General features: G+C 67.4%; 23 protein-coding genes. 5 read left to right on the plus strand and 18 right to left on the minus strand.

Going from position 1 to position 22466, the window contains the following annotated elements:
* Window positions 1-11 precede the first annotated feature (11 nt).
* From icmH to EKG36_RS13010, 13 genes are all read right to left on the minus strand, one after another.
* Complete coding sequence (icmH, locus tag EKG36_RS12950) at window positions 12-824, minus strand: type IVB secretion system protein IcmH/DotU (RefSeq protein ID WP_126484744.1); 813 nt, start codon at window positions 822-824, stop codon at window positions 12-14.
* A 3-nt stretch (window positions 825-827) separates the two neighbouring features.
* Window positions 828-2162, minus strand: a complete 1335-nt coding sequence (gene tssK, locus EKG36_RS12955; RefSeq protein WP_126484745.1) for a type VI secretion system baseplate subunit TssK — start codon at window positions 2160-2162, stop codon at window positions 828-830.
* Window positions 2162-2719 carry a type VI secretion system lipoprotein TssJ gene (gene tssJ, locus EKG36_RS12960; protein WP_126484747.1) on the minus strand — a complete coding sequence of 186 codons (558 nt, stop codon included), beginning with the start codon at window positions 2717-2719 and terminating at the stop codon, window positions 2162-2164. Before tssJ ends, tssK begins: the two co-directional genes overlap by 1 nt.
* On the minus strand, window positions 2716-4038 hold the full coding sequence (tagH, locus tag EKG36_RS12965) for a type VI secretion system-associated FHA domain protein TagH (RefSeq protein WP_126484749.1): 1323 nt from the start codon (window positions 4036-4038) through the stop codon (window positions 2716-2718). The genes tssJ and tagH overlap by 4 nt, the downstream gene beginning before the upstream one ends.
* A 7-nt stretch (window positions 4039-4045) precedes the next feature.
* Window positions 4046-5065, minus strand: coding sequence for a type VI secretion system baseplate subunit TssG (gene tssG, locus EKG36_RS12970; RefSeq protein ID WP_126484751.1), 1020 nt, complete (start codon window positions 5063-5065; stop codon window positions 4046-4048).
* Window positions 5029-6792, minus strand: coding sequence for a type VI secretion system baseplate subunit TssF (tssF, locus tag EKG36_RS12975; protein ID WP_185827555.1), 1764 nt, complete (start codon window positions 6790-6792; stop codon window positions 5029-5031). The genes tssG and tssF overlap by 37 nt, the downstream gene beginning before the upstream one ends.
* 7 nt (window positions 6793-6799) lie before the next feature.
* Window positions 6800-7234 (minus strand): type VI secretion system baseplate subunit TssE, encoded by a 435-nt coding sequence (gene tssE / locus EKG36_RS12980; RefSeq protein ID WP_126484753.1) that lies wholly within the window; start codon window positions 7232-7234, stop codon window positions 6800-6802.
* Between the two features lie 4 nt (window positions 7235-7238).
* Window positions 7239-8720 carry a type VI secretion system contractile sheath large subunit gene (gene tssC, locus EKG36_RS12985; RefSeq protein ID WP_126484755.1) on the minus strand — a complete coding sequence of 494 codons (1482 nt, stop codon included), beginning with the start codon at window positions 8718-8720 and terminating at the stop codon, window positions 7239-7241.
* 31 nt (window positions 8721-8751) lie between these two features.
* On the minus strand, window positions 8752-9261 hold the full coding sequence (gene tssB / locus EKG36_RS12990; RefSeq protein WP_126484757.1) for a type VI secretion system contractile sheath small subunit: 510 nt from the start codon (window positions 9259-9261) through the stop codon (window positions 8752-8754).
* A 341-nt stretch (window positions 9262-9602) separates the two neighbouring features.
* Window positions 9603-10826 carry an EAL domain-containing response regulator gene (locus EKG36_RS12995; protein ID WP_126484759.1) on the minus strand — a complete coding sequence of 408 codons (1224 nt, stop codon included), beginning with the start codon at window positions 10824-10826 and terminating at the stop codon, window positions 9603-9605.
* A 90-nt stretch (window positions 10827-10916) separates the two neighbouring features.
* The gene (locus tag EKG36_RS13000) at window positions 10917-11534 is read right to left on the minus strand and encodes a LysE family translocator (RefSeq protein WP_126484761.1); all 618 of its coding nucleotides are present in this window, start codon (window positions 11532-11534) and stop codon (window positions 10917-10919) included.
* A gap of 33 nt (window positions 11535-11567) precedes the next feature.
* Window positions 11568-11978, minus strand: coding sequence for a nucleoside diphosphate kinase regulator (rnk, locus tag EKG36_RS13005; protein ID WP_126484763.1), 411 nt, complete (start codon window positions 11976-11978; stop codon window positions 11568-11570).
* Window positions 11979-12125: 147 nt separating this feature from the next.
* A complete protein-coding gene (locus tag EKG36_RS13010; protein WP_185827556.1) occupies window positions 12126-13214 on the minus strand; it encodes a glycosyltransferase family 9 protein in 1089 nt (362 codons plus the stop codon).
* Window positions 13215-13538: 324 nt separating this feature from the next.
* Between EKG36_RS13010 and EKG36_RS13015 the strand changes: the two genes are divergently transcribed.
* Window positions 13539-14153: an exopolysaccharide biosynthesis protein gene (locus tag EKG36_RS13015; RefSeq protein ID WP_126484767.1), complete on the plus strand. Its 615-nt coding sequence runs from the start codon at window positions 13539-13541 to the stop codon at window positions 14151-14153.
* A gap of 22 nt (window positions 14154-14175) precedes the next feature.
* Entirely contained in the window at window positions 14176-14988 is an 813-nt protein-coding gene (locus EKG36_RS13020) for a DUF1206 domain-containing protein (protein WP_246007511.1), read from the plus strand.
* A gap of 332 nt (window positions 14989-15320) precedes the next feature.
* Here EKG36_RS13020 and EKG36_RS13025 read toward each other — a convergent pair whose 3' ends face one another.
* On the minus strand, window positions 15321-16205 hold the full coding sequence (locus EKG36_RS13025) for a LysR family transcriptional regulator (protein ID WP_126484769.1): 885 nt from the start codon (window positions 16203-16205) through the stop codon (window positions 15321-15323).
* A 106-nt stretch (window positions 16206-16311) separates the two neighbouring features.
* On the opposite strand from EKG36_RS13025, the gene EKG36_RS13030 reads away from it, so the two are divergent.
* The 3 genes from EKG36_RS13030 to EKG36_RS13040 all read left to right on the plus strand — a co-directional run bounded on the left by EKG36_RS13030 (window position 16312) and on the right by EKG36_RS13040 (window position 19129).
* On the plus strand, window positions 16312-16815 hold the full coding sequence (locus EKG36_RS13030; protein WP_126484771.1) for a lactoylglutathione lyase family protein: 504 nt from the start codon (window positions 16312-16314) through the stop codon (window positions 16813-16815).
* A gap of 983 nt (window positions 16816-17798) precedes the next feature.
* On the plus strand, window positions 17799-18479 hold the full coding sequence (locus EKG36_RS13035) for an endonuclease (RefSeq protein WP_126484773.1): 681 nt from the start codon (window positions 17799-17801) through the stop codon (window positions 18477-18479).
* A gap of 239 nt (window positions 18480-18718) precedes the next feature.
* Window positions 18719-19129 carry a hypothetical protein gene (locus EKG36_RS13040; RefSeq protein WP_126484775.1) on the plus strand — a complete coding sequence of 137 codons (411 nt, stop codon included), beginning with the start codon at window positions 18719-18721 and terminating at the stop codon, window positions 19127-19129.
* Between the two features lie 149 nt (window positions 19130-19278).
* On the opposite strand, the gene EKG36_RS13045 is transcribed toward EKG36_RS13040, so the two are convergent.
* Genes EKG36_RS13045 through EKG36_RS13060 form a run of 4 tightly spaced genes read right to left on the minus strand, consistent with a single transcriptional unit; the run spans window position 19279 to window position 22465 of the window.
* Window positions 19279-19704 carry a hypothetical protein gene (locus EKG36_RS13045; protein WP_126484777.1) on the minus strand — a complete coding sequence of 142 codons (426 nt, stop codon included), beginning with the start codon at window positions 19702-19704 and terminating at the stop codon, window positions 19279-19281.
* A complete protein-coding gene (locus EKG36_RS13050; RefSeq protein WP_126484779.1) occupies window positions 19701-19970 on the minus strand; it encodes a hypothetical protein in 270 nt (89 codons plus the stop codon). The genes EKG36_RS13045 and EKG36_RS13050 overlap by 4 nt, the downstream gene beginning before the upstream one ends.
* Entirely contained in the window at window positions 19967-21868 is a 1902-nt protein-coding gene (locus EKG36_RS13055; RefSeq protein ID WP_126484781.1) for a carboxypeptidase-like regulatory domain-containing protein, read from the minus strand. The genes EKG36_RS13050 and EKG36_RS13055 overlap by 4 nt, the downstream gene beginning before the upstream one ends.
* Window positions 21869-21886: 18 nt before the next feature.
* Window positions 21887-22465: a hypothetical protein gene (locus EKG36_RS13060; RefSeq protein ID WP_126484783.1), complete on the minus strand. Its 579-nt coding sequence runs from the start codon at window positions 22463-22465 to the stop codon at window positions 21887-21889.
* Window position 22466: the final 1 nt, after the last annotated feature.

Raw genomic sequence — 22466 nt, forward strand, 5'->3', positions numbered from 1 at the left:
GCCGTCGATGGCTAGTTGATGATCCGTTCCAGCAGCCGGCCGACCTGGTCGGCCTGGGCATCCAGCGACCACGCCAGGCCGGTGTAGACCGCCGCCAGGGCCAGGGCGAAGAGCGCGACGATGCCCCATAGCGGCAGGCCGTCCCCCTGGCGGCGCGGGGCGGTGACCACGTTGTCCAGGGGACGGGTCAGGGCCTCCTCGCCGGGCTCGTCGAGGGCGGCCAGCTGGTCGCCGAGCTCGCGCAGGATCTGCTCGTACTCCTCGCGCCCGTGCGGCATGACCCGGTAGCGCCCCTCGAAGCCCAGGCACAGGCAGAGGTAGATGAAGGCCAGCATGTCGCGGTAGCGACGGGGCTCCTGGCGCAGCCGGGCGAGGATCGAGAAGACCTTCTCGCCGCCCCAGGTCTCGTTGTGGAAGCGCGCCAGCAGGGAGTGGCCCGCCCACTCGCTCTGCTGCCCCCAGTCGGTGCTCATCACCGCCTCGTCGATGAAGGAGCACAGCACGTAGCGGTAGGCCAGCAGGGTCGGCCGGTCGTAGCCCTGCTCGGTGAGCTCCACCTCGATGGCGGCGACCTCGTCGACCACCTGGCGATAGAGGCGCTCGATGTCGTCGAGCCGGTCGAGCTGGCGGACCCGGACCACCATGCCCAGCAGCGAGCTGGCGGCATCCACCAGCGGGTTGAGGCTGTGGCCGCGCAGCCGGAACCAGTAGTCCTCGTCGGCATCCAGGTGGCCGGCATGGCTGTGGATCAGTCGCTCCAGGCCCTGGACATCGATGCTGTCCTCGTGGCGCCGGGCGTCGTCGCGGGTGGCGAGTTCGTTCATGGCTTAGCTCCTGATCGCCCAGAACTGCATTTCCAGCCCCGGGAAGTCGCCGGCGACATGGAAGGCGAAGCCGCTGGCCCCGCGCAGCATGCTCCAGGCCTCGCTGCGCCGGTCGAGGCGGAAGTAGGTGTAGCCGGCATGGAAGGGCAGCTGGCGCGGCGCCACCGGCAGCGGCTCGAGGGGGATGCCCGGCAGCTGCAGACTGATGAGGTCGCGGATGCGCTCGACGCTGGCCACCTTGGTCTGCTGCACGAACAGCTTGCGCAGCCGCTCCGGCGGCAGGTCGGCGCGCACCGCGAGGATGAAGTCGGCGTCGTCGAGCAGGCTGAGGTCGGCGAGCGTCGCTACCTTGAGGCCGAAGCGCCGTGACTGCAGCTGGATGGCCAGCGCCCGGGGCTCGAGCACCGTGGACAGCGACTGGCGCAGGCTCTGCATCAGCGGCCGGAAGGCGGCCTCGGGCTGGTCGTGGTCATAGGCCGGGTACTCCGGCGGCAGCCGCGACTCCCCGGTGAAGGTGGTCAGCTCGCTGCAGGTCTCGAGCATGCTGGCGTAGAGCCGCTCGGGGTGCAGGTGGCCGAGCCGGGCCAGGTGCTGGAAGCGCGGCTGGGCGCGGTTGAGCGACTGCAGCAGCATGAAGTCGGTGACGTCGGCCACCCCGGTCTGGCTGGGAGTGGCCAGGCGCTGGGCCAGATTGCGGGCCCGCTCGCGCATCAGCCCGGCCATCTCGCCGACGAAGCGCTGCAGCACCGGGGCGGCCTGGACGTTGAGCAGGGTCGGCAGGAAACCCTCGTCGAGCACCAGGCTGCCGTCCGGACGCCGCTCGAGGATGCGCGCCACGGCCAGGCAGGCATAGGCGCTGCGGTCCTCGTTCTCGAGCAGCAGCCGCGGGGCGACCCGCGCCAACTCGAGGTCGGCCAGGTCGCCGTCCGGTGAGTGCAGGTCGCGCACCCCGCGCGGCGCGGCCCGGTAGCGCGAGGGCAGCGCCGTGGCCTCCCGGCTGACCTCGGCGACGCCGTCGGTGGCCAGCGGCACGCCCAGGTAGACCACCTGGTTGGTGATCGAGGCATCGCCGATCTCCAGCGGCTGGGGCTCCAGGTCGTCGTCGGGCAGCTGGAAGGCGGTGCCGTCGGGCATCACGCCGTTGGCACGGCTCAGGGCGATGCGCCCGAAGCTCAGGTACTCGGCGTTGAGCTCCAGGGACAGGAAGCCGTGCAGATGGCCGCCGACGCCGCGCAGGCGGCTGTCGATCAGGCCTTCCAGGCTGCGCTGCTGCTGCTGGAAGTGCTGGGGCTTGATGAACAGCCCCTCGCTCCATACCACTCGGTTGCGACTGGCCATCAGGTCTCCTTCCGCAGCGCGGCCTCGTGCTCGTGCAGGTGCACCAGCAGGTGATAGTCCCGGCCCCGGTCGTCGATGCGCACGACCTTCTTCCACTGCACCTGGTCCGGCGCGGCATAGAAGGCGATGATGCCGATGTAGCGGGTGTCCTCCTCGACCTCGAAGGGCTCGTAGAACTTGAACTGGCCGGGCAGTAGGGTGAAGTCGTCATGGGCCAGGTAGTTGGTGCCCAGCGCCTCCTCCAGGTCCTCGCGCAGCTGGCGATGGTCGGCCGCCATCAGCATGGAGTCGTCCTTGAGCTGCAGGATCTGGAAGCGCAGCGGCGCCCCCTCCCCCTCGCCGTTGGGGTTGACGTCGCCGGCGGCGAGCATGCTGAGGTCGACCCGCGACGGCCGATCCTCCGGGTAGCCCACCGGGATGGAGGGGTCGCGCATGACCTGGTAGGTCTTGCCGGCGGCCTCGAAGGTCGAGGCGCAGCCGGCCAGCGCCAGCAGCAGGGCCAGCCCGGCGACCAGGCGACAGCACAGGGGCACGGCCCGGGCAGCACGGGGCGTCATGCGCCCTCCCGCTGCTGGCGACGCAGCGACTGGTCGTAGGCCTGCTCGAAGACCTCCCAGAACAGCTTCTCGAAGCCCTGCTGGCGGCCCGAGTTGAGCTCCTGGTAGTAGTGCCGGTACATCTCCCAGGCCCAGCCGCCCTCGTCCTCGCCCTGTCGGCCGGCGCCGCGGTAGGCATGGAAGCGCTTGAGCAGCGCGTCCGGCGAGAAGGCCTCGAGGATCGCGGCCAGGGCGTCGCCGATGGCCTCCTCGACGGCGGCCTGGTGCTGCTGCTGGTGTTCCAGGCACTCCGCCACCGCCGCCGGCGCGGAGAGGTGCACCGGGCTGCGCTGGGCCGCGAACAGCGTGGTCAGGGTCTGGGCATAGGGCTGGCCGAGGCGCAGCGGATTGTCCTCGATGGGCTGCAGGCGGCGGTCGCGCAGCGGATAGCGGCTGCCGTCATGGGCCTGGTGCAGCGCCAGCAGCCCTTCCAGGGTGGCCCGCAGGGTCCGGCCGGCCTCCTCGAGGAAGGCGTGCTGCTCGGCGCTGTCGCGAAAGCGCAGCTCGCCGCCCAGGGTGGTGAGCAGCGGCGAGGCACCGATATGACCGGCCTCCCCGCCCGCGGCCGGCTCCTGCCAGCGCTCCTCGAGCTGCTCGCCGACCGAGCGTTCCAGATCGTTCAACAACCGTTCGTCCATGTGCGGGTCCTCGTGTCGTCGGTTCAGCGGTGCCGCCGGGGCGGGAGACGGCTCGCCCCGCCCGTCCAGGGCATCGAGCAGGCCGTGGGGATCGTCCTCGCCGGCGATCTCGTCGTCGGCCAGGGCGGCCAGGGGGTCCTGGTGACGGCGGGCCGGCGAGGCCTCGCCCAGCGCCGCCAGGGGGTCCTGCTGGGGCGTCGGGGCGAGCGCCGTGGCCAGCGGCGCCTCGGGGGCGTCGAGGCGCTCGTGCTCCTCGTCCACCAGGGTCGCCAGGGGCTGCACGCCGGCGCTGTCGGCCTGGCGGTCGCCCAGGTGCACGCGCAGCCGGTATTCCCCGACCTGCAGCTCGTCGCCGTCGCGCAGCGCCACCCGGCGCTCCCGGCCAATGGGCAGGGTCGCGCGGTTGACGAAGGTCTGCCCACAGCGGTCGACCAGGCAGAAGCGCCCGTCGAGGCGCTGGATCTCGGCATGGCCCGGCCGCACCCGGCCGGCGTGGTCCTGCAGCAGCCAGTCGTCGGCGGTGGCGCTGCCCAGGGTGCCGCCGGCTCCCCGGAAGACGTGACTGCTGGTGGAGCGGCCCTCGAGCCGTTCGCTGTTGGTGACCACCAGGGTGATGGCCTGCTGCGTGGGCGTCGTGTTCATGGGAGGTTCACCGTGTCATCTGTATGCGGACCCGGCGCCGCCGGGGCGCCGCGTCGGCCTCGGGCTGGACGAAGGTCGTCCAGCCCAGTTGGCAGCTGCCGCCCTCGCCCAGCCGCATGGGGCGGACCTCGCTCTCCAGCAGCTCGAGTTCCAGGTCATAGGCCAGGGGCTCGCGCAGCACGAAGTCGATCAGGGTGCGCAGGGCCTGGTGGTCGCGGCCGTCGGGCAGGAAGTCGCGGAAGCGCGCCAGGTCCAGGCCGCGCAGGCACAGCGCGAACTTGCCGCTGATGTCGGCGACCCGGCCGCCAGCGACCATGTCCTGGCCCAGGGTGGCGCAGGCCAGGCCGGTGCGGCTGCGCTGGTCTGCCGGGATCTCGACCCGGCGCAGCACCCAGGACTCGACCTCGACGCCGTCGAGGTCGAAGCAGTGGCCGACGATGCCCGCCACCACGTCCGGCGAGCGCGAGCGACCGGCCAGCAGGCCGGCATAGGCCAGCATCTTGCTCCAGTTGATCGGCGTCTCGCCGCGCAGCCGCTCGTCGGCCAGCCCGACCAGGGCGAAGACTCCCGCCGAGAAGCCATCCTCGGCGCCGTCCCGGTAGCGCACGTGGTGGCGGTACTTGCGCCAGCCGCGGTGCAGCAGCGACAGCAGCCGGTGATTGAACAGGTCGAGGAAGTCGCCGGCCGCGCCCTCGCGGTGGGCATCGGCATGCGCCATCGCCTCCAGGTAGTAGCCCGGCAGGGGCGACTGGGCCCCTTGCAGTCCCAGGAAGCTGACGCGCAGGGCGTAGCGGCCGGTCTCGCGGGGCGCGAGGTCGATCACGTCGCTGCCCGGAAAGCCCAGCGAGGCACAGGCCTGGAAGCGCACTCGCTCGGCGCTCGCGTCGGCCTCCCGGTCACCCTCGAGGTCGTCGCCGTGGTGCCGGTGGAGCAGCTCGACCAGCTGGTAGAAGTCGTAGCGTCGGGCCCCGTCGACCAGGGGCGCGAGCGCTACATCAGGGGCTGCTGGCCCGACTGCAAGGTCCATGCGTAGCGCTCGCGGTTGTGGAGGTTGGTGACGTGCAACTCGTGGAAGGAGTTGATGCTGGCGTACAGCGAGAAGAACCGGGACAGCACGCTGGCGAACAGGAAGAGGCTGCCCTCGTCGCCGAAGGCCTCCTGGTCCAGGGTCATCTCGGAGCGCAGGCCGCGCACCGGCAGGCCCCGATAGAGGCGGTCCACCGGCTGGGTCTGGATATCGACGATGCCCGCCAGGCGCTGCTGGGCGATGCGCTCGGCCTGGCGGTCGACCAGCGCGCGGAAGTCGTAGACGCGCAGCACCGAGCGCAGCGCGTCGCGGTCGAGCAGCGACAGGTAGTTGAGCGAGAGGTTGGAGATCAGCGTCCACAGCAGGCTGCCGTCGAGGGTCGGGCGCATCGCCGGGGTCGGCCGGGTGATGTTGCGAAAGCCGGCGAAGGCCGGGCTGTCCTCGGTGGGCAGGCAGACGTCGCCGATGGTCAGCCGCTCCGGCAGCTCGCGGTTGGAGCAGGTCAGGCGCAGCGAGATGGTCTCGCGCAGGCCCAGGCAGGCCTGCTCGTCGCCGCGCACGAAGGCGATATCGTGGTCGAAGCCGTCGCCGCGCAGGCTGTCGCGGACCCGGACCCGGTAGTAGAGCGCCTGGCGTCCGCGGTCGCGCTCGATCTGGTGTTCGAAGCTCTCGAAGGGCACGTAGCGGCGCGGCTCGCCGCGAATGCGCCCGGCCTCGCTCTCCAGCCAGCCCGTGACCTCGTCGACGCTGAACACCTCGTAGTGGGCGGGGAAGCGGCTGCTGGGCCGGATGCGGTAGGCGCTGCGCTCGCCGCTGAGGTCCACCGGGTCGGCGTCATGGGCGAAGAGGTTGATCGCCGGCGTGCAGTAGAGCGCCAGGTTCTCGTCCCCCACCCGGGCATCCGCCGGCAGGGTGCGGGTAAAGGTGAAGCGCAGCGTCACCCGCTCGGCCGGGCGCGACGGCAGGTGGTCACCCAGGCCCTGCAGGTCGAAGAACTGGAAGGCCTCGGGGAAGCACAGGTACTCCTGCAGGATGCGGTAGCCCTGGTAGACGTTGCGCGGGTACGGCAGCAGGGCGTCGGCGGCGGCGAAGCCCACCGGCGCCAGCAGGCGCGTCGGCAGCGCCATCCGCTGGCCGTCGACCTCGAGCTCGAGGCCCGCCAGGTAGTGGCTGAGCCACAGGTAGAGGGTGCGGGCCGTGTAGCCGCTGCCGCCCAGGTGCAGGCGCAGGTCGGTAACCCCCAGGCCGTCCAGGGGCTGGTCACTGTGCACCGCCAGGTCGAGCTCGACCACCGAGGCCTCCCGCGAGTGGCGGGCGGTGACGCCGTCGTGGGCCAGGGGATAGAGCGTCAGTTCGTGACAGGTGCGAAAGGTGCAGGCCGTGCCCTCGACCTCGCGACTGGCCAGGGAGGTGCCGCGGGGCACCGTCTGGGCGCCGCTCAGGCCGTGCCAGTGGGGGGTGAACTGCACCACCGTCATGCTCGGCACCGGCCGCAGGTAGTTGGGCCACAGCATGCCGATCAGCGAGTGGGTGAGCTCGGGGAACTCGTCATCGACCTTCTCGCGCAGTCGCCCGGACAGGAAGGCGAACCCCTCGAGCAGGCGCTCGACGTCGGGATCGGTACTTTGCTCGGCGAGGAAGCGGCTGAGCCCGGGGTTGCCCTCGGCAAACTCGCGGCCCTGGCGCTTCAGGAAGTCGAGCTCGTCCCGGTAGTAGCGGTTCAGCATGATGGCCTCAGTTGACGCACTGGTAGCGCTTGTCGTTGAGCAACAGGTCGATGGTGGTCTCGGTGGCCTCGCGCCCCAGGTCCAGGGTGGCCTGGACCTGGAAGCGCAGCTGCAGCGGGTCACCGTCGTTGGGCAGGGTCTCGACCCGGACGCGCCGGACCCGCGGCTCGTAGCGCTCGATGCACTCGCGGATCGCGCGCTCGACCTTGAGCTCGAGGTCCAGCACGCCCAGCGTGGCGTCGTTGAAGTCCAGCAGGCCCAGCCCCGGGGCACACTCGCTGTGCCCCGGGTGACTGTTGAGCAACTCGACCAGGTGGCGCTTGATGGAGGCCAGGGTGGCCTCCAGCGCCCGCTCGCCCTCCGGCACCGGGCGCTCCGGCGCCGAGAGGCGCTCGAAGAGCCGCGCGCCGGGCCGCCCGCCGCAATCCCTGAAGGCGGTCATGGCGTCAGTCCTTGTCGAGGCGTCCCACCAGCGACAGCTCGAAGTTGGCGCCCATGTACTTGAAGTGCGGGCGGACCGCCAGCGAGACGCGATACCAGCCCGGGTCGCCCTCGACGTCCGAGACCTGCACCGAGGCGGCGCGCAGCGGCCGGCGGCTGCGCACGTCGGCCGGGGGGTTCTCCTGGTCGGCGACGTACTGGCGGATCCAGGTGTTGAGCTCGCGCTCCAGGTCCTGGCGCTCCTTCCAGGAGCCGATCTGCTCGCGCTGCAGCACCTTGATGTAGTGGGCCAGGCGATTGACGATGAACATGTAGGGCAGCTGGGTGCCGAGCTTGAAGTTGGTCTCGGCCTCGCGTCCCTCGGGCGTGTTGGGGAAGGTCTTGGGTTTCTGCACCGAGTTGGCGGAGAAGAAGGCGGCGTTGTCGCTGCCCTTGCGCATGGTCAGCGAGATGAAGCCCTCCTCGGCCATCTCGAATTCCCGCCGGTCGGTGACCAGCACCTCGGTAGGAATCTTGCTCTGCAGCTGCCCCAGCGCCTCGTAGGTGTGCACCGGCAGGTTCTCCACCGCCCCGCCGCTCTGCGGGCCGATGATGTTCGGGCACCAGCGGTACTTGGCGAAGCTGTCGTTGAGGCGCTCGGCGAGCAGGTAAGCGGTGTTGCCCCACAGGTAGTGGTCGTGGCGCTCGCTGACCGACTCCTCGTAGTGGAAGCTCTTGACCGGGTTCTCGACCGGGTCGTAGGGCATGCGCAGCAGGAAGCGCGGGGCGGTGAGGCCCAGGTAGCGGGCGTCCTCGGACTCGCGCAGGCTGCGCCAGCGGGCGTACTTGGGTCCCTCGAAGATCGCCTTGAAGTCCTTGATGTTGGGCAGCTCCTCGAAGCTGTCGATGCCGAAGAAGCTCGGCGCCACCGAGGACAGGAAGGGGGCGTGGGCCATGGCCCCCACCGAGGCGGTGTACTGCAGCAGCTTGATGTCGGGGGTCGAGGGCGTGAAATCGTAGTGCCCGATCATCGCCGCCACCGGCTCCCCACCGAACTGGCCGTACTCGGCCGCGTAGACGTGCTGGTAGAGGCCGCTCTGGCTGATCTCCGGGGCGAACTCGAAGTCCTCGAGCAGCTCCTCCTTGGTGGCATGGAGGACATTGAGCTTGATGTTCTCGCGAAAGTCGGTGCGATCGACCAGCAGCTTCAGGCCCCGCCAGGCCGACTCCAGATGCTGGAAGCCCTGGTCGTGGAGGATCTCGTCGACCTGGTGGCCGATCTTGCGGTCCAGCTCGACGATCATCCGGTCGACGACCGACTTGTTGACCTGCGCCTGGCCGTCGTCGCTCTTCAGCAGCTCGCTGATGAAGGCGGCAACGCCCTGCTTGGCCACGTCGTAGCCTTCATCGGCGGGGGCCATGCGCGTCTGGGCCATCACCTGGTCGAGCAGGGAGTCCTCGGCGCGGGCCTCGGCGGCGGGCGCCTGGGAGTGGGTGGATTCGCTCATGAGGGGTGCCTCGCTTCCGTGCGTGAAGGGATCAGGAGTCGCCCGGGAACGGGGCGTCGTCGAGCAGTTCGAGCTCGCTCAGCAACTGGTCCCGAGCCTCGGGGTTCTCGATCAGCGCCTGCAGGCGCTCGCGAAAGGCCGGCACATTGCCCAGCGGTCCCTTGAGGGCCACCAGGGCCTCGCGCAGCTCGACCAGCTGGCGCAGTTCGGGCACCTGGCGCGCCACGCTGTCGGGAGCGAAATCCGCCAGGGACTGGAAGCTCAGGTCCACGGCGAGTTCCTTGCCCTCCTCTGCCTCCAGGCGATTGGGCACGCTGGTCTGCAGCCCCAGGCCGGCCTCGCGCATCACCGACTGGAAGTTGTTCTTGTCCACCGAGACGGCATCGCGCTCCTCGATCGGCGCCTCCTCGGCGCCGCCCTTGAAGTCGCCGACCACCAGCAGCTTCTGCGGCAGCTCGGTCTCGGCCTGCTGGTCCCCGGTGGCGGGCACGTACTTGATATTGATGCGCTCCTTCGGCGCAACGGACCCTTCTTTGGCCATTTTCGTGCTTCCTCCCTGCATATAACGACGCGACGCCCCGTGGCCGGCCTTTTTCTCGGAGCCGTGCCCTGACAGACGCAGACGATACGGTATCCGGGCGCCCGGCACGGGCGGCCGTCCGTGGCATTGCCGAATGTGGGCGCGAGGGTAGCAAGGCAAATGAAGCCCGTGGGAAGGCAGCTTGGGGCGACAGAGGGTATCGCCCCAGGTGTCCCGGAGGAGGAAAGAGAGAGAAATGCGTCGAACGAACGCTATCGCCAGCAATCATCAGGCAAGATGACGCTCACCCTTGCCGTCAACCACTTCCAGCGTGAGACATTTCCTACATTAGAGAACCATTATCACTTACATGAGCTGTCAGCGGAACTCCGTCCCCACGAAGGCGTCAGGGGCGACTCGCCGTGAGCCAGGGCCATGATGCCCTCGCTCGGCATCGGCCGGGCCAGGCCGAACCCCTGCACATGGGTGCAACCATAGTGCTCCAGGGCCGCCAGGCAGGCCAGGTCCTCGACGCCTTCGGCGACCACGCGGATGCCCAGCCGTCGCCCGAGCAGTGCCACGGCCTCGACGATGGCGGCATCCTGCAGGTCCTCGTGAAGGCGACTGACGAAGCTGCGATCGACCTTGAGTTCGCTGATGGGCAGCAGTTGCAGTCGCGCCAGCGACGAGAAGCCAACCCCGAAGTCGTCCACCGAGACCTCCAGCCCGGTGAGGTGCAGGCGGGCCGCCACCTCGCTGCCGAGCAGCTCGTCCTCCATGGAGGCGGTCTCGGTGATCTCCAGCACCAGCGGTGCCCCACCGGCCGAGTGCCAGCCCTCGCGGACCAGGGCGACCAGTTCCGGGCACAGCAGGTCGTCGGGGGTGACGTTCATCGACAGCGACAGGTTGAGGCCGGCCTCGCGCCAGCGGCCCGCATCGGTCATGGCCAACTGCAACACGCGACGGGTCAGCAAGCGACTCTGGGCCGGGGTCAGCAGCGGCAGGAAGTCGCCGGGCACCAGCAGGCCCGCCTCGGGATGATTCCAGCGCACCAGGGCCTCGACGCCGGACAGCCGCCGGCTCGCCAGGTCGAACTGGGGCTGGTAGTGGAGGATCAGCTCCTGGCGGTCGAAGGCTCGCTCCAGCTCATCCTGGTGGAAGAACGGCGGGCGGATCTCGGCCGGCCCGGGACTCGCCTCGCCCTCCAGGCCTTCCAGGCGTTCGCGTAGCTCGCCGAGCCGCATGGGCTTGTCCAGGGAAGGCAACATGTTGAGCCCCAGGGCCTCGCCCAGCCGCTCGGCGATGCGCGCCACCTTGCGCTCGACGCCGCTGAGCAGCAGAACTCGCCCCCGATAACGGCACTCGGCGAGCCGGCGCAACATCGCGATGCCGTCCTGCTCGCCGAACGCCAACCCCATGACGACAAGCTGCGGCGACTTGGCCAGCACCTCGCCGACCAGGTGGTGGGAATGCCGGCAGTAACGCGTCTCCACCCCCAGCACCCGCAGTTGGACCGCCAGGGCAGCGGCGGCATCGGGATCATCCTCGAGCAATACCGCCAGAGCATGAGGGGAGGACTCATTCATCAACACGACTTCCGGTAAGACGACAAGACTAGCGTATCAGCCCCTCGACCTCTCGACCCACCCGGCCACGTGATCCACGTCAACGCAGCCTCAGCCGATGGGGCCGGCGACCACCCTCAGCGCCAGCGCCAGCAACAGCACCCCGGTGGCCCGGTTGATCCAGTGAGCGCGCGCCTGCAGCCAGGGCAGGACCCGGGAGTGGGAGAGACTGACCGCCACCAGCATGTACCAGCCGCCGTCGATGATCATCGCTGTGAGCACGATGATCGCCCGGGCCGCCAGGCTCATGTCCGGGGTCACGAACTGGCTGAGCAGGGCAACGAAGAACAGGATCAGCTTGGGGTTGCCCAGCGCTACCAGCATGCCCTCGCGGGCGGCCTGACTCCCGGAGGTGGCCATGGCCTCGGCGTCGAGCGCCCCGGCGCGACCGGCCCGCAGCGCCTTGATGCCCAACCAGGCCAGGTAGGCCGCGCCCCCCCAGGTGATCGCCTGAAACAGCAAGGGAAAGCGCACGATCAGCGCCCCCAGGCCCCAGACGGTCAGCAAGGCATAGAGCCCCACGCCCAGGGCATGGGACAGCGCCGCCGCCACCCCGGGCAAGCGCCCGCCGCCCAGGGTATGGCGCAGCACCAGGGCCAGGCTCGGCCCCGGCGACATGGCTCCCATGGCGCAGACCGCGGCCAGTGACATCCACAGTGAAAACGGCATGATCAGACTCCTTGGGTCAAGTATGACGGAACCTCAGCGATGAAACTGCCCGGCCCGCTCGGGCTGCCAGAGAACCGCCTCGATGCGCAGCCGGGCCGGCTCGCCGCCGGGCAGCGGCCAGTCGATGACATTCCCGACCCGCAGGCCGAGCAGGGCCGCTCCCACGGGGGCCATCACCGAGACGCCATCCCCGGTCTCCGGTAGCGAGCGCGGATAGACCAGGGTGCGGATCACCCGGCGTTGCCGGGCCAGGTCCGTGAACAGCACCTGGCTGTTCATGCTCACCACGTCCTCGGGAATCTCCTGCGGGTCGACCACCTCGCCGCGCAGCAGCTCGGCCTCCAGGGCCTCCGCCACGCCCCGGTCACCGCCGGCCTCGTCGATCAGGCGCTGCAACCGCTCGGCATCCAGGCGATTGATGATCAAGGGGGGACGCTGCGTCATCGTTGACCTCCATGTTCCGTCCAGGCTGGCCCCGTCCGGGGGCCAACGAAAACAGTCCTCCTCCCGCTGGCGGGAAAAGGACTGCAACCGTCTTCACCATACGATATTCCCCCGACCAAGGACAGGGCCAGAGCTTGGCGTGGCGGCTCAGCCTCGACCGTCATCGACCGGCGCCAGCACGGCCAGGGCCATGGCCACCTCCTGCAGATCGAGATCGGCAAGATGGCCGCCGGTCTCGATCATGGCACTGTGTTCGGCCAGCGGCCGCCAACGCCGCTGGGGACGCGCGTAGAGGCCGAGGGTCGGCCGATTCCAGGCGCTGGCCATGTGCAGCACCGCCGTATCGGGGGTCACCACCAGGGCGGCATGCTTCACGATAGCCACGCTGTGCGGCAGGCTCACCGCCAGCGACAGCCGGTGCACATCCGGCACCTCGGCCGCCAGCCGTTGCGCCTTGTCCTCGCCGCCGGGGCCGAAGACCATGACCACGGCCAGACCCGTGATGTTCCGCAGCAGTTCGCAGAGCCGTCGCCCCTGCTCGAGAGACAGCTGGCGCGCCGGGTGGCTGCCATCCAGGTTGAGGGCGACATAGGGTCGCAGGGGGGCCACGCAGCGCCGGACCCGCTCCTCGTCGTCGGCGGCGATGGGAAACTCATAGGTACCCGGGACGTCGGCGATGCCGGCTTCCCGCATCAGCGCGGCCCAGCAGTGCGGGCGGGCCTCGCCGTGATCCTGCATCGCCCGGGCCTCCCCCCGCAGCGGTGCGTAGCAGCGCATCGGCGAGCCCCCCAGCTTCAGGTTGCAGCGCGCCCGCAGGGTGCCGACGAAGCACCGTGTGGCCACATCGTCGCGGATGGTGCCTTCCACGCAGAGATCGATGCTTCCATGGCGGGCACGAAGCTCGCGAGCGACGTCTCGGACCGCCCCGATATCCTTGCCGTCGGCGAGGGTCACCACCTCGACATGCTCGTCGGCGAGCTGCCGGAAGACGCTCGCGTTGTAGGTCGAGGCGACGATGACGAGGCGAGATACCCCGCGGGCCTGCAGGGCCCGAATGACCGGGAAGACGGCCATGCCATCACCGATCCGCTTGGGCACGAACAGCACTGCCCTGTGCAGGGTGTCGGGCACCTGCGACTCGGGGGTGTAGTCGTAGCGCCATTGGCTGTAGCAAAGCCGCCAGGTACGAAGGGGATGGCGCAGTAGCTGCTGGAGGAATCTGCCAGAAGCGACCATGGACACAGCGGACCACCAGACAAGGTAAGAGGAGAGCAGCGCGCCCTCGAAGCATGGTGCCAGGCTGCGCTGCGAGCACAGGGAGACCTGGCAAGACAGACGCCCGCCGAGGGGAGCCAACGAAAACAGCCTTCCCTCGCAAGCACGGGAGAAAGTCTGGCCGCTTACCATACGATATTGCGATGCCATGCGACAGGGCCGCTGCCCGGCCTGGCGGGATCGGCATGCATCCCCACGGGCGGCAAGGGTACACTGTCATGACGTCGCCCAGGCGATCCTGGTCACCAGGAGCCCTGGCCCCCTCCCCCAGACAGCAGGGGCCGCATGACCGGAGACACCCCGCAAGCACCGCCCCCGCCATGCCCACGCAACCTGACGACGCTGATCGCTCGGGTGCAGCAGGCGGGGCGGCGGCGACAGGACGTGAGCCTGGAAGCGATCCTCGACACGGTGGGGCGACGCAGCTTCGCGCCCTTCCTGCTGATCGCCGGGCTGATCACCCTGGCACCGTTGCTCGGCGATATCCCTGGCGTGCCGACCCTGATGGCCAGCCTGGTGGTGCTCGTGGCCGCCCAGCTGCTGCTCGGCCGAGAGCATATCTGGCTGCCGCGATGCCTGTTGCGGCGGCGGGTGTCCCGCGAGCGTTTCGTGCGGGTGACCGACTGGATGGAGCGCCCCGCACGCTGGGTCGACCGCCTCCTGCGAGCCCGCCTGGTATGGCTTGCCCGCCCCCCGGCCCACCTGCCAGTGGCCCTGACCTGCCTGCTGATCGGCCTGGCGATGCCGCCGATGGAGCTGGTGCCCTTTACTGCCAACGGGGCCGGCCTGGCGCTGACGCTCTTCGGCCTGGCCCTGCTCGCCGAGGACGGCTTGATGGCGCTGATGGCCTACCTGCTGACCGGTGGCACCCTGGCCATGGTGGTCATCGGCCTCGTCTGACGCGGTGACTGTGGAGTTCACGATGCCAAGATCCAATACCCGACTGACGCGGGGTGTGGCTTTCGCGGCCGGGGTGGGCTACGCCGCCAAGGGCGTCGTCTACCTGCTGGTGGGCGGCCTGGCCTTCCTGGCGGCGATCGGCCTGGGGGGCGACAACGTCGGAACCAAGGAAGCCCTCTATGGCCTGGCCAGCAAGCCCTTCGGCGACCTGATGCTCGGCGGACTGGGCACCGGACTCGCCGCCTATGCCGCCTGGCGTCTCCTCCAGGCCCTGCTGGATACCGAGGACGTCGGTCGCGGCCCCAAGGGACTCGTCACGCGCCTGGGATTCCTGATCAGCAGCCTGATCCATGGCAGCCTCGGGATCTATTGCCTCGACCTGTTGCGCAACGCCGCCAGCTCGTCGGGACAGGACACGGCCAGCGACCGCACCGCCCTGGTGATGAGCCACCAGGGCGGACTCTACGTGATCTTTGCCATCGGCCTGGTGTTCATCGCTATCGGCCTTCGGCAGCTGTGGCGAGCCATCCGGCGCACCTATCTCAAGAACTGGTACCGCCAGGACATGGGGCCGCTGCAACGCCGGCTGGCGGACATCATTACCCGCTGGGGCCTCTCGGCCCGCGGCGTGGTATTTCAGGTGATCGGCCTGTTCCTGTGCATCTCGGCCTGGCAGACCGACCCGAGCGAGGCCCAGGGCCTCGGCGGCGCGCTGAACGTGCTGGCCGCCCAGCCCTTCGGTCCCTGGTTGCTCGGCGCGGTAGCCCTCGGCCTGGCGAGCTACGGCCTCTACTGCCTGATCAATGCCGCCATTCGGGATACCAGCATCGACTGAGAGAGGGACGGCCGGCGCCGCCATGACGCACCAGGAGGGCATGATGCGATGACGCGAGCCCAGCCTCCAATGCGAAGGGGCAGTGCCACACTCCGCGGCAGCGAAGAAAAAAGCGGCCCAAAGAAGGGCCGCGATCCACAACATGACTAGTCAGAAGGCTTCCTGCGCTGACATTAGAAATGTAGTCCTGCTTCAAGCGACAGTACTAAGAATCTTTTGGGGGTAACCCAGATCGTTGCGGTCTAAGAAGCATCTAGTTCCTGGCCAGCGCGGCATGCCGGGCGATGGAGCAGGCATTCGGTCCCGGAGCCGCCACGGCCAAGGAGAGTCTCTTAGACGGACGATGCTCCCACCACTCGAACTGAGAGCCACTCCACGGCGCGGCTGGCACGGGCCGAGAGCGGCCATTCGGCGCGATGCAGGAGCCACAGGCTGTCGACGACCGCCGGCAGGCCCTTGACGACCCGGATCGCCTCGGATTTCGCGAATGCCTCCCGGGCGAAGCGGGGTAGCACGCTGAACCCCAACCCCTCGGCCACCGGCGCGAGGATCAGGCCGATCTGGTTGGTAAAGCCGTGACAGGGCAGCCGGCGTATCCCCGGGTTGCCGGGGAAGCAGCGGCTCAACAGGCGAGTGGCCATGTCATGCCCGTCGGGGTGGTCGATGAAGCCAAGCCGCACCAGGTCATCCCAGCCGTCCACCCTCTCCCCGGCCGGGACCACCAGCTCCAGCGCTTCCCGGGTGAACAGCGACACCGACAGCCGGGGGTCATCGGGCCGCCGGGTGGCGAGTCCGAGTTCCGCGCGGTTGTCGAGCACAGCATCGATGACCTCGGCGGTCGGGCCGAAACGATGGCGGATGGTGAGGCCGGGCGCCTCGCGTTGCAGCGCCAGCAGGTGCGGGTAGATAGCCAGCCCGATGCTGCCGGGAGTGATGAGGCTGAGCTCTCCCCGCGTCGCATCGTCGCCGGCCAGGCGCTGTTGCAGGCGCTGATCGGCGGCCTGCAGCTCACGCTGGTAATCGAGCAGGGCATGGCCTGCCGGGGTCAGCTCCAATTTTCGGGACTGGCGGAGCAGCAGCGGCCCGAGCCGGCTCTCCAGGTGCTTGATGTGCTGACTGACCGCGGCTTGGGTCAGGTCCAGCCGCTCGGCGGCACGGGTAAAGTTGCCAAGCTCGACCAAGGCCTCGAAGGTGCGCAGCCATTGCGGCTGTATCATAAGCATTTCTTATCATAAGGATAACGGGGTGATGGTTCTGATTATGCTCATCACCGCCTAGCATGGCCAGCGTGCCAACCGCCCACGACCAACAGGAGTGCTTGCCATGCGCCAGGTCTATCCCCGTACCTTCTCCCATATCGGCATCTCGGTGCCCGATGTCGAGGCGGCCCTGACGTTCTATACCGAGGTGCTCGGCTGGTACTTGATCATGGAACCGACCACCATCGTCGAGGACGACTCGGCGATCGGCGTGATGTGCAGCGACGTCTTCGGGCCTGGCTGGGAGTCATTCCGCATCGCCCATATGTCCACCGGCGACCGGGTCGGCGTCGAGCTGTTCGAGTTTAGGAACCAGCAAACCCCGGAGAACAACTTCGAGTACTGGAAGACCGGCGTCTTCCACTTCTGTGTCCAGGATCCTGACGTGGAAGGGCTCGCCGAGCGCATCGTCGCTGCCGGCGGCAAGCAGCGCATGCCGGTTAGAGAATACTTCCCTGGCGAGAAGCCGTTCCGCATGGTCTACATGGAAGACCCCTTCGGCAATATCCTCGAGATCTACAGCCACAGCTACGAGTTGACCTACGCCGCCGGCGCCTACGCCTCCTGAGGCGGCCCACCACCCTCCGACGGGGTCGACATGACCCGTGCCCGCTCCATGGAGCGGGCATTCTCGTGTGCCTGAGGAAAGGCCAAGGCGCGTCGACTCCCGGCCATCAAGTGACGACGGCAGCCGAGGCGATGTCATTGCCTGCTGCCTTACCGAAGAGGTCGAGAGCTGCCGGTCCCGAGCTGATCGGCACGGTCGCCCCGCCAGCCCACGAAGATTCCATCCAACGAAAAAAGCGCCCCCCCCCTGAAGAAGAGGGGCCGCTTACCACACCATGAGCATGATCGAGTCTGAAGGCTTCCTGCCTGACATTAGAAATGTAGTCTGCACTCACATGAAACGCTAATAATAACGTCTTAGAAATAGGGAGATTAGGTACTAAGCGGCATAGTTCGCCCGGCTACGGGGAGGGAGTAGAGCGGGACAGGGTCAAAGCGGCGTTGACACTTTGTTGACACGTGAGGGGAATCTAATCCAGACCAAGCACCTGGAAGGAGATAAGTGCTTGATTTTATGGTACCGGTGGTCGGACTCGAACCGACAAGGGCTTGCACCCGGCGGATTTTGAATCCGTTTTTCAGCAAACCAGGGCCGCGCTTGCTACGGGCCTTCGCTGAAATATCAGCCACTTACAGCCTCCACTCATCACACCTGCCATCGTGGTCGCACCTGGTCTGCGACCAAACTGCGACCACCTGATCACATGCGACCGCAGCGGACGCAGATCCCCTGCACGGGTGTAGCTCAATGGTAGAGCAGAAGGTACCGTGAAATCCCTTCTCCATCAGCGCCCTGCCCCCCCCCCCCCCCTGTCTCACAATTCTTAGATTGTCTCACGCCTCCACCGGAGCCGTTGAGCGATCCAGCGCAATCGATCCGCCGAGATACTGGACAGGCATCCAGCTTTACTTCCATTGCGCCTGCCATCATGGGGCACCCTCGGGCTGCTACACTCCCGGCATTGGCTGCCGGGGAGCACAAGGATGCGCCTACCAACGTTCGTCACCATCACCCTGCTGGCCATACAGCCTTCTTTGGCTGCAGCGGAGGTGCCCACCTCGTTCTCGACGGCGAAGCGAATCGCAGAGCAGGAGATCTACCATGACCAGGATCTCACCTTCTACTGCCGATGCGCCTTCGACTTCGAGGAAGGGCCGGAGCTCGCCAGCTGTGGGTATGAGGTGCGGAAGCAGCCGGAACGCGCCTCCCGCATCGAGTGGGAACACGTCGTCCCTGCCTACGACTTCGGACGGCAGCGTCAGTGCTGGCAAGAAGGCGGACGTGATCTCTGCCGTTCCGTGGATGAGGTTTTCCGCCGGGCCGAGGCCGATCTCCACAACTTGGTGCCATCGGTAGGCGAGGTGAATGGGGATAGGTCGAACCTACGCTATGGCATGGTTGCTGGCTCGGACTCTTACCAGTATGGCCAGTGCCAGGCCAAGGTATCCTTCGAAGTCGATGCCTTCGAACCTCCCGCCCATGTCCGTGGTGATATTGCTCGCACCTACTGGTACATGCGCGACACCTACGGAATTCGCATCAGCCGCCAGCAACAACAGCTCTTCACTGCCTGGTCGAATCAAGATCCGGTAGATAGGTGGGAGCGAAAACGAAATCAGCGGATCATAACCATCCAAGGTAATGGCAACCCTTATGTAAAATAATGGCTTACCCTTTGATTCGTAATACCTTTAACCAACAGGACTTAGATAAGGCCACATGGCGCCAAGGGAATTAACAAAATCCGACCGTCCTATTTATTCTGCGAGTAGATGTTATAGATTGTGCATGGCAAATAGTTCAAGACCAGAGCGAATGTACCGGGCAAGCCCACCGGCGACTGCCGCCGTGAAAGAAATATTAACCAAAGTCTATAGCTTATTAAAAGGAGCTGGATCTTCTCATGGATTCCACTAAAAAGTTAGGCGCAGAGTATGACGCGATAAGAAAAGATTTATTAATTTGCCATCAAGGAAGAGCCTGGCAAGTTATCCAGTATTCAATAACAATACAGACAGCATTTATCGCCGGCTGGTACTATGTACTATTTGAGTCCAAGCAACATTTTTTGGCCATAGCAGCAAGCATCTTCAGCCTCCTTGTGTCTCATTTTTTGACGCAATCCTTAGAGAGATACAATGACCTGATGAGTCAGGCGAGCACCTCTTTAAACAAAGGAACTAGAATTTATTTAGACAGCAAAACAACAACCCGACACACAGCGAGGAAAACAACCGAAAAAATCATGGCGGTTATATTCTACGCCAACATTTTCATGCTAGGGCTATCGGCGGGACTATGGGTTCTTCGGTGAGTCTCGCCAGACTCCCAGCCGAGTTAACACTCGAGCAAATCAATCCCTCTATCGGGACCAACATTTGCCGACTTGAGTGCGGCGAGCCTCACTGAAATGACAGGCCATGGAGAAACCGCCATGCCCGAGCCTTCCATGAAGCGAGCCGCTCACGCCCCGGCTATCAGACCGAACCAGGCCGGCGGGGTGACGGTCAGGGTGCCGCCCTCGCCGTCGTTGACCTGGCGGGGGGTGCGATCATAGACGGCGTCATAGGCCGCCAGGGCGTCGGGATCGGCGAACACCTGGTCATAGACCGCCTGGGCGGTGCCCAGGCCGGTAAACGGCGCCTCGGCCAGCACCTCCACCCCGGGCATGCCGTGCCACTGCTCGACCTCGGGGCCGCGCAGGCGGGCATAGACCATCAGCGCCGCGCCGTCCGGCGTGGCCACGGCCGGGGTGCGGGCGAAGCCCACCACCACCGGCGGCTGTACCAGCGCGCCGCTCTCGTCCCGCGCCAGCATGGCGGGGTGGTGGGTATCCAGGTGCGCGACCAGGGCGGGGAAGTCGGGCACATAGAGAATCGCGTCGATCATAGGGCAGCCCCTCCCAGGGCCAGGGCCGCACAGACGGCGGCCGGCAGGACAACGTCGAGGATGGAATCGCGCGACCAGTGACGGATCGCGCCGTAGTACCAGGGCACCGCCTTGGCGCCGCCGCCCTTGGCCTCATGCTGGGCGATCTCCCGGCCCAGGAACACGGCACAGGCCGTGAAGCCCGCGCCCCAGGGCCCCAGCAGGGGCCACAACGCCAGCTGGATCACCAGGGCGATGACAGTGTGTTCGAGGTGGGTGCGGTTCATGTGGTCATGGTCTCCAATTCAGCCGTGGACAGCGGCCCCGGGTACAGCTCGAGCAGCTGCAGGAAAATATCGCAGTTGGTGGCATTGCCAGACGAGCTGCAGCCGAAGGCCAGGCGGTTGCCCGGGGCCTGGGTGGTCGGCACGTCGGTGCCATAGCCGGCAGACGTGCCATTCAAGGACACCCCCAAGTGTTCGCCCAGCCCATACGAGGCGGCCAGCTTGTTGCCGTACTCAACATACTGACCGTTATCGGAAACCACCGCCTGGTCGCCGCCGCCCTTGTAATAGTTCTGCGACGTCAGCGCCTCCGCCCCGACGCTGAAATAGATTAACCCGAGGTATTCATTCGTTTCCGTAGTCGAGCCCAGCCAGACGCCAAAGCCGCCGCCACCGTCCGGGAAGAGCGGCCGCGAGAACTCGACATAGACCGCCCCGGCCTGCTGCTGGTATTCATCACCGAAGGGTCGATAGATTTCCTCGAGGTCGCGCGTCACGACCGCCCCCTCGGTGGGGATATAGCTGCCATCAAAGGGGCGATCGGAGAGCTGGAAGCCGCCCAGGTAGGCATATTCACCGGCGGGAATCGTGGCCGAGTAGGAAAACCCGATAGTATCCTGGAGCTGCACCAAGATGCGATTATCGCCGCCGAGCGAGGTCCATTGCACCGTCACCTCGTAGCCCATGCCGTTCTGCAGCTCGATCGCATTTATCGTGATGCCGGCATAGTTGTCGAATGTCCCATCCGCCGCATTGAAGACCGCCCGCAGGTTGTCGCTATCGAGCTTCACGCCCACGCAGGTGGCATTTCCCACGGGCTTGAACCAAAAGCGAAAGGTGTAGTCCTTCGCCGCCAGGCTGTAGAACTCGGCGATATAGACACTCTGGGCGGCCGCGCCGTCGGTATTGCCGACCCGGGAATATTCCCCCCGGGGCGCCGTTTCCGCCGAGGCGAGCACCTCCGTAAACCCCGACAGCTGCGACCAGTTGGCGAGCGCCTCACTCCACGGCACCAGGTTGGTCCGGTCGCCGCGCTTCACGGCGCCCAAGGGGGCCCCGGTCACCGGGTCGTAAGCATAGGCCAGCTCGTCGGGGGCATAGCGCATCAGGCGGCCGTGCGGTCCCCACTCCCACGCCTCGGCGGTGCGCGTGACCGTCAGCAGGTCGGCCACGGCAAAGGCTTGCGAGATGCCCGTTACATCGCCCTGCCCATAGGCCCGGTTGACGAAGTCCAGGCGCAGGGTCTCGCCCTGGTAAGGCCGCAGGGAGAAAGCGCGATTCAGCCGGGTGGCCTGCTCGTTGGCGGCCGCCACGGCCGCGGTCAGCCCGTTGAGCGAGGGAAACGTCTCGATCTCGGTGGCGCTGCCGGCGTCGTTGCGGTACAGCGTCAAAAAGCCGTCGCCGGTGGACGCCGGCGTCTTGAAGTAGTCACCGCCCAGGGTGTCGGCGAGGCCGGCGGCGGTGTCGGCGTAGACCTTGCCGGACACGGTGGCCGCGTCGCGGGCCAGCTCGGCGGCGGCCTGGGCCTCCTGGGCGGCGTCGCGGGCGTCCCGCGAGGCGTCGAGGTCGGCCTGCATCTGCTGCAGGGCCTCGAGAATGGCGTCCTCGACGGCGCTGGAATCCACCGGCGTCGGCGCCGCCTGCAGGGCGGCCGGCAGGCTCGACTCGCTGAACTCGTCGGCAACCAGGTTGCCCAGGCGCACCCGGTGGCCGCGCTCATTCCAGAAGACGGCGTAATGCCCCGGCTCGAGGTTGATGGCATAGGTGCCGTCCTCGTTGGTGGTAAAGCCCCGATCCGCGCCCAGGATCACCCCGTTCTGGGTGGTCTGGGTGGCCTCGAACGTGATAGTCACGGACGCGAGCGGGCCGCCCGCATCGTAGAGGATGCCGGTCAATAGCATGGGGTTGCCTCGTGCGGGTTACAGGTGGGCGCGGAAGGCCGCGGCGACGTCGTAGTCGGCCGGCTGGCTGATATTGGGGATCGCCGCCAGCACCTTGCCCTTGGCGGTGAAGCCGCGACGCAGGGCGGCATAGATGGCGTCGTGAATGGCCTGCATCTCGGCCACCGTGGTGACGTCGATGGCCTGGCCGCCGGCGAACCACTGGAAGGGCAGCGGCTGGGTGCCGGCCTTCACCTCGTCGAGCACGCCCCGGGCGTTGACCCGGGCCTCGACGTCGATGCTGATGTCGAGCCCCCGGTGGTGGGTGGTGCCATTGCCATAGGCAGCGTGGATCTCGCCGAGCCGGGCGCGCAGGTCGTCATGAGTCACCTCGGGCGGGGCGGCCTCGCCAGCGTCGGCCACCGGCACGTCGGCCTCGTCGAGCTGCTGCCAGGCCCCCTCAACGAACACCCGGCGCAGGCCCTCCTCGGGCGACGGCGGCGCCAGGGTGGTAGCGTTCGCCGGGATCAGGTACGCGCCGGGCTCCATGGGCGACGGGTCGGCCTCGGCCCGGCCGAGATAGGCGCCGGTGTCGGGGTGGTAGTGGTAAATCTGCATG

The organism is Halomonas nitroreducens (assembly GCF_003966155.1).
GTDB classification, from domain to species: Bacteria; Pseudomonadota; Gammaproteobacteria; order Pseudomonadales; family Halomonadaceae; genus Halomonas; species Halomonas nitroreducens.